Genomic DNA, 5535 nt, shown 5'->3' with positions numbered 1-5535 from the left:
GGGTCGATCAACGGAAGTCGGCGGTGCCTTCGTCGTACTGCTCGCCGAGGTTCTTGTTCGTGGTCTCGACGTCCTGCACGCCGGTGACGAGGCCCTGCAGCTCCTGGACGATCACGTCGTAGAAGCCGGGCGCGGGCCAGTCCGGGTAGAACGAGAGGCCGTCGGCGTCGAGGACCCCGTTGAAGGTCTCGATGAGGGCCGCGCTCTTCTCGTCGGTGATGTCGGCGGTGTCGGCCGCGACGGGCAGTCCGCCGTTGTTGCCGATGATCGCCTGGATCTCGGGGCGCATCGTGATGTCGATGAACTCGTAGGCGAGGTCCTTGTTCGACGCGTTCTCGGGAACGACCCAGAGGTTGCCCGACGAGCCGAGCGAGAGGTCTGCTCCGGGGAACGCGGCCATCGACCAGTCGAAGCCGGTGGCCTCGGCGACGAAGCGGCCGAACCACCACGAGCCCGAAACGAAGATCGGCGACGAGCCATTGATGAACGAGACGCCGGCGTCTTCGGCCTTGACCGACGACACGTCCGAGGCGATGTAGCCCTTGTCGACGTACTCCTTCAGGGTCTCGGTCGCCGACGTGACCTCGGGACCCTGCCAGTCGACGGGCTCCTTGTAGAGCTGGTAGTCATCGACGAAGCCGCGGTCGGCCTCGAGCAGCGCGAGCTGATACCAGAGCTGTCCCAGCGGGTACTCGGCGCCGGCTTCCGCGAGCGGCGTGACGCCCTGGGCGACGAAGGCGTCGAGCACGTCGACGAACTCCTCGTACGTGGTGGGAATCTCCAGCCCTGCTGCGGCGAAGGCATCCTCGTTGTAGTAGACGCCGACGAACTCGCCGTAGTTCGGAACGCCGAACCAGGTGTCACCGCCCATCACGCCGTCTTCCGAGTACTTGGCGGTGGTCTGCAGCGACGGCGCCAGCTTCTCGTCCCATCCGTACTCCTCGACCGCGTCGGAGATGTCGGCGATCAGGCCGGTGGAGGCGAGGAAGCCTGCCGTCGCGTTGCCCTTGTTGAACTCCATGAGGTCGGGCGCGGCGTCGGTGTCGAGCACCTGGCTCGCCGTCTTCTGGATCTGCTCGAAGGACTTCTCCTCGAACTCGACCTTCGCTCCGGTCTCCTTCTCGAAGATCTTGATGGACTCGGCCCAGGCCTTGCCCATCGCGCTGTCGGCGCCCTCGTAGTGCCAGAGCTTGAGGGTCTGACCGTCGCCGCCCTCTTCGCCCGAACCGGCTGTACAGCCGCTCAGCGCGATGCCGGTCGTCGTGAGCGCGGCCACCAGGGCCAGCGCCTTCGTCCTGCGGGTGCTGCGTGCCATCGTCGGCACTCCTTTCTCAATGGCCCCATGGGCCGGACACTTCACTGGGTCGGATTGTTCAGTTGTGGGCGAGGCATCGTCGAAGCGTTTCGATCGCGAACATGCCGGCGAGCGGGCGAGGAGGGTGGTCAGTCCTGGGCGGGGGAGACGGAGCCGACCGAGCGGTACTCGGGCGGGATGAGGTGGATCTCGGCGGGGGCGAGAGGGTCGTCCAGGCGGCGAACCGCCAGGTCGACCGCGATTTCGCAGGATCGCTGCGGCACCAGCGGGATCGTGTCGACGGGCACCGGCAGCGCCGAGGTGTCGAAAGATGCGGCAGCGGAGACCACCGAGACGTCGTCGCCGACCCGCAGTCCGTGTTCGGCGAGCACGGACAGCAGCACCTGGTGCACGTCGTCGACGGCGTGCACGATGAACGCGCGGTCTCCGCGGGCGAGCGCGGCCTCCGCGGACGCGCGCACGGTGACCGCATCCGTCACCGCCGCACCCGAGGGGGACCAGTCGAGAGTGACGCCACGGGCGGCGGCCTGCTCCTGCGCGCCCCGGAGCAGGCGTCGGGGGAAGTTCGATTTGCGGTACGAGACCTCGGTCTGACCGAGCAGGGCGATGCGTCGGTGACCCACGTCGGCGAGACGGTCGACCGCCAGCCGACCGGCCGCTTCGAAGTCGAGGTCGACGCAGGTCAGACCCTCGCGGTCGTCGGGCAGGCCGATGAAGATGGTGGGCGTGCCGACCGAGCGGGCTATGGGGACGCGCTCGTCGTCGGGAGCGACGTCGAGCACGAGGATCGCGTCGACGAGGTTGCTCGCCGCCACGCGGTTCATCCCCTCGGACGCCTGCTCGTCGGTGAGGAGGAGGATGTCGAAGCCCTGCCGCCGTGCGGCGACCGCGGTCGCGAGCACGAAGGCCATGTGGGTGGGGGCGTGCGTGTCGGCGCGCAGCGGCTCGGTCAGGGCGAAGATGTGCGTGCGGCGACCGGCCAGCATGCGTGCGCCGGCATCGGGCTCGTAGCCGAGCGCGTGCACCGCATCCTCGATGCGCATCCGGGTCTTCTCCGACACCGGGCGCTTGCCGCTGAGTGCGTAGGAGACCGTGCTGATCGACACACCGGCGGCGCGTGCCACCTCATGGATCGTCGTCATCGGGACTCCATCGTCATCGTGCGGGAAGCAATCGTCGAAGCGCTTCGCTCACGCTTCTCCAGCGATGATAGACACGACCCGTCGCCCTGCGCAAGCCTTTTGTGGTCATGCGCAACAAATACGGTTCCGCAACCGTGGGAGCGATCCCGCGGTCTAAGGCGACGAGGTCTCGATGGGGGAGGGGATTCGAGACCCCGCCGCCGGCCTAGGACGTGACGCGGATCTCGGCGATGACCTCGCCGTAGGCGGTCTCGCCGACAGGCGTGAAGCCGACGCGGTGGAAGAAGGTCTCGGGCCCGCCCTCGCCGGCCTCGTAGATGACGTTGACGTGGTCGACGTCGCGCGCCTTGGCCTCTTCGACCAGCGCCTCGACGGCGAAGCGGCCGACGCCGCGACCCTGATCGTCGGCGTCGACGTTGATGCGCCACAGCACGGAGCGGAAATGCTCCTCCGGTGCTTCGGGATCGAAGTTCGCGCTGACGAAGCCGACGACCTCGTTGCGGTCGAGGATCACCCGCTGCCAGGAGGTCTGCGGGTTGATGACTGTGGCTGCGATCCCGTACGAGACGGGAGCGAGGAACTGCTCCTGTCCGGGCTTGAGCGACAGGTTGTTCACGGCGACGATCGTCGCAGCGGAGAGTTCGACCATGCGCAGTTCGGACATGGACCCAGGCTAACCCCTCGGGCCGGAACCGACACGTCTCGGTCGAACATTTCGTCCAGAACTGGCCGATCGTCACCACTCGCCGGACGTCGGTGAGGGGCCGGGGCAACGGGCCCGAAGCCACTCAGGTATCTTGGTATCGAGACAAATAGACCACAAGAGCGGAGAACCTCCCGGTGACCGACGAAGCCATCATCTACACCCACACAGACGAGGCGCCGGCACTGGCCACCGCCTCGTTCCTGCCGATCATCCAGGCCTACACGGGTCAGGCGGGCATCGACTTCGAGACCCGCGACATCTCGCTGGCAGGCCGCATCCTGGCCGCCTTCCCGCAGAAGCTCACGCCGGAGCAGCAGGTGGGCGACGCGCTCGCCGAGCTGGGCGGCCTGGCCACGCTCCCCGAGGCGAACATCATCAAGCTGCCGAACATCTCGGCATCGATCCCCCAGCTCAAGGGCGCCATCGCGGAACTGCAGAAGCAGGGCTACGACATCCCCGACTTCCCGGACGAGCCGTCGTCGCTCGAAGAGAAGGACGTGCGCGCGCGCTACGACCGCATCAAGGGCTCCGCCGTGAACCCGGTGCTGCGCGAGGGCAACAGCGACCGCCGTGCGCCTCTCGCCGTGAAGAACTACGCGAAGAAGCACCCGCACCGCAACAAGCCGTTCGCCGCGGGATCGAAGACGCGCGTCGCCACCCTGGGGCACGACGACTTCAAGCACAACGAGCGCTCCTGGGTCGCTGCCCACGACGACGTGCTGAGCTTCCGGCACACGGCCGAAGACGGAACGGTCACCGTGCTGAAGGAGGGCCTCAAGGTCCTGCCGCGCGAGATCATCGACGCGACCTTCCTCTCCGCCAAGGAGCTGGATGCCTTCCTCGCCGAGACGCTGAAGACAGCCGCGGCCGACGACGTGCTGTACTCGGTGCACCTCAAGGCGACCATGATGAAGGTCAGCGACCCCATCATCTTCGGCCACGTCGTGAAGGCGTTCTTCGCCGACGTGTTCGCGCAGTACGGCGACAAGCTCGCCGCGGCAGGACTCAGCGCGAACGACGGGCTCGGCTCGATCCTCGCGGGGCTCGCGAACGTGGCGGGTGGCGACGAGATCGCCGCCGCCTTCGACAAGGCGATCGCCGAGGGGCCGCGCCTGTCGTATGTGAACTCGGACAAGGGCACGACGAACCTGCACGTGCCGAGCGACGTGATCGTCGACGCATCGATGCCCGCGCTCGTCCGCAACGGTGGAAAGCTCTGGGGCAAGGACGGGGAAGAGGCTGACACCCTCGCGGTGATCCCCGACTCCTCGTACGCGAGCGTCTACCAGGCCGTGATCGACGACGTGATCGCGAACGGTCCGCTCGACCCGGCGACGATCGGCACGGTTCCCAACGTGGGGCTCATGGCGCAGGCCGCCGAGGAGTACGGCAGCCACGACAAGACGTTCGAGATCGCCGCAGACGGCATCGTCCAGGTGCTCGACAGCGAGGGCACGGTGCTCATCGAGCACACGGTCGGCAAGGGCGACATCTGGCGCGCGACGCAGACCAAGCACATCCCCGTCATGGACTGGGTCAAGCTCGCGGTCACCCGTGCACGCGCGACCGGCGACCCCGCCGTGTTCTGGCTCGACGCGAACCGCTCGCACGACGCCCAGATCATCGCCAAGGTGCACCAGGGCCTCGCGACGCTCGACACCAAGGGCCTCACGATCACGATCCTCGCGCCCGAGGAAGCGACGCGCTACACGCTCGCCCGCATGCGTCACGGGCTCGACACGATCTCGGTCACCGGCAACGTGCTGCGCGACTACCTCACCGACCTGTTCCCGATCCTCGAGGTCGGCACGAGCGCCAAGATGCTCTCGATCGTGCCGCTGCTCGCGGGCGGCGGGCTCTTCGAGACCGGCGCGGGTGGGTCCGCACCGAAGCACGTGCAGCAGCTGGTCGAGGAGAACTACCTGCGGTGGGACTCCCTCGGCGAGTTCTTCGCGCTGGCCGCATCGCTCGAGCACTTCGCCGACCGCACGGGCAACGAGAAGGCCCGCGTGCTGGCCGAGACGCTGGACGCCGCGACCGGCACCTTCCTCGAGGAGGACCGCTCCCCGGGCCGCGCGCTGGGCACGATCGACAACCGCGGCAGCCACTTCTACCTGGGCCTGTACTGGGCTCAGGAGCTGGCGAAGCAGTCGAAGGACGCCGAGCTCGCAGCGGCGTTCGCCCCCATCGCCGCGACGCTCGCCGAGAACGAGGAGAAGATCGTCTCCGAGCTCAACGCGGTGCAGGGCAAGCCGGTGGAGATCGGCGGCTACTACCGTCCCGACGAGGATCTCGTCGCCGCGGTCATGCGTCCGTCCGCCACGCTGAACGGCATCGTCGACGCACTGCGCTGACACACGAGAAGGGGGGGG

At 67.8% G+C, this 5535-nt stretch carries 4 protein-coding genes; 1 reads left to right on the top strand and 3 read right to left on the bottom strand.

What is annotated here, in order from left to right; all coding sequences use genetic code 11:
• Window positions 1-7: 7 nt before the first annotated feature.
• The 3 genes from ACNPM4_RS03025 to ACNPM4_RS03015 form a co-directional block, all read right to left on the bottom strand.
• Complete coding sequence (locus tag ACNPM4_RS03025; RefSeq protein WP_167634915.1) at window positions 8-1315, bottom strand: ABC transporter substrate-binding protein; 1308 nt, start codon at window positions 1313-1315, stop codon at window positions 8-10.
• A 128-nt stretch (window positions 1316-1443) separates the two neighbouring features.
• Window positions 1444-2457: a LacI family DNA-binding transcriptional regulator gene (locus ACNPM4_RS03020; RefSeq protein ID WP_448984651.1), complete on the bottom strand. Its 1014-nt coding sequence runs from the start codon at window positions 2455-2457 to the stop codon at window positions 1444-1446.
• A gap of 205 nt (window positions 2458-2662) precedes the next feature.
• Window positions 2663-3121 (bottom strand): GNAT family N-acetyltransferase, encoded by a 459-nt coding sequence (locus ACNPM4_RS03015; RefSeq protein WP_029262312.1) that lies wholly within the window; start codon window positions 3119-3121, stop codon window positions 2663-2665.
• A gap of 176 nt (window positions 3122-3297) precedes the next feature.
• Between ACNPM4_RS03015 and ACNPM4_RS03010 the strand changes: the two genes are divergently transcribed.
• Window positions 3298-5517 carry an NADP-dependent isocitrate dehydrogenase gene (locus ACNPM4_RS03010; protein ID WP_029262313.1) on the top strand — a complete coding sequence of 740 codons (2220 nt, stop codon included), beginning with the start codon at window positions 3298-3300 and terminating at the stop codon, window positions 5515-5517.
• Window positions 5518-5535: the final 18 nt, after the last annotated feature.

It is taken from the genome of Microbacterium umsixpiens (genome assembly GCF_053543675.1).
Note: the sequence above shows the minus strand (reverse complement) of the source record. Positions and strands in the feature narration are given on the sequence as shown.

Bases quoted from the DNA above. Each gene is read 5' to 3' on its own strand.
- ACNPM4_RS03025 (WP_167634915.1), bottom strand. From the start codon at position 1,315: ATGGCACGCAGCACCCGCAGGACGAAGGCGCTGGCCCTGGTGGCCGCG.
- ACNPM4_RS03020 (WP_448984651.1), bottom strand. From the start codon at position 2,457: ATGACGACGATCCATGAGGTGGCACGCGCCGCCGGTGTGTCGATCAGC.
- ACNPM4_RS03015 (WP_029262312.1), bottom strand. From the start codon at position 3,121: ATGTCCGAACTGCGCATGGTCGAACTCTCCGCTGCGACGATCGTCGCC.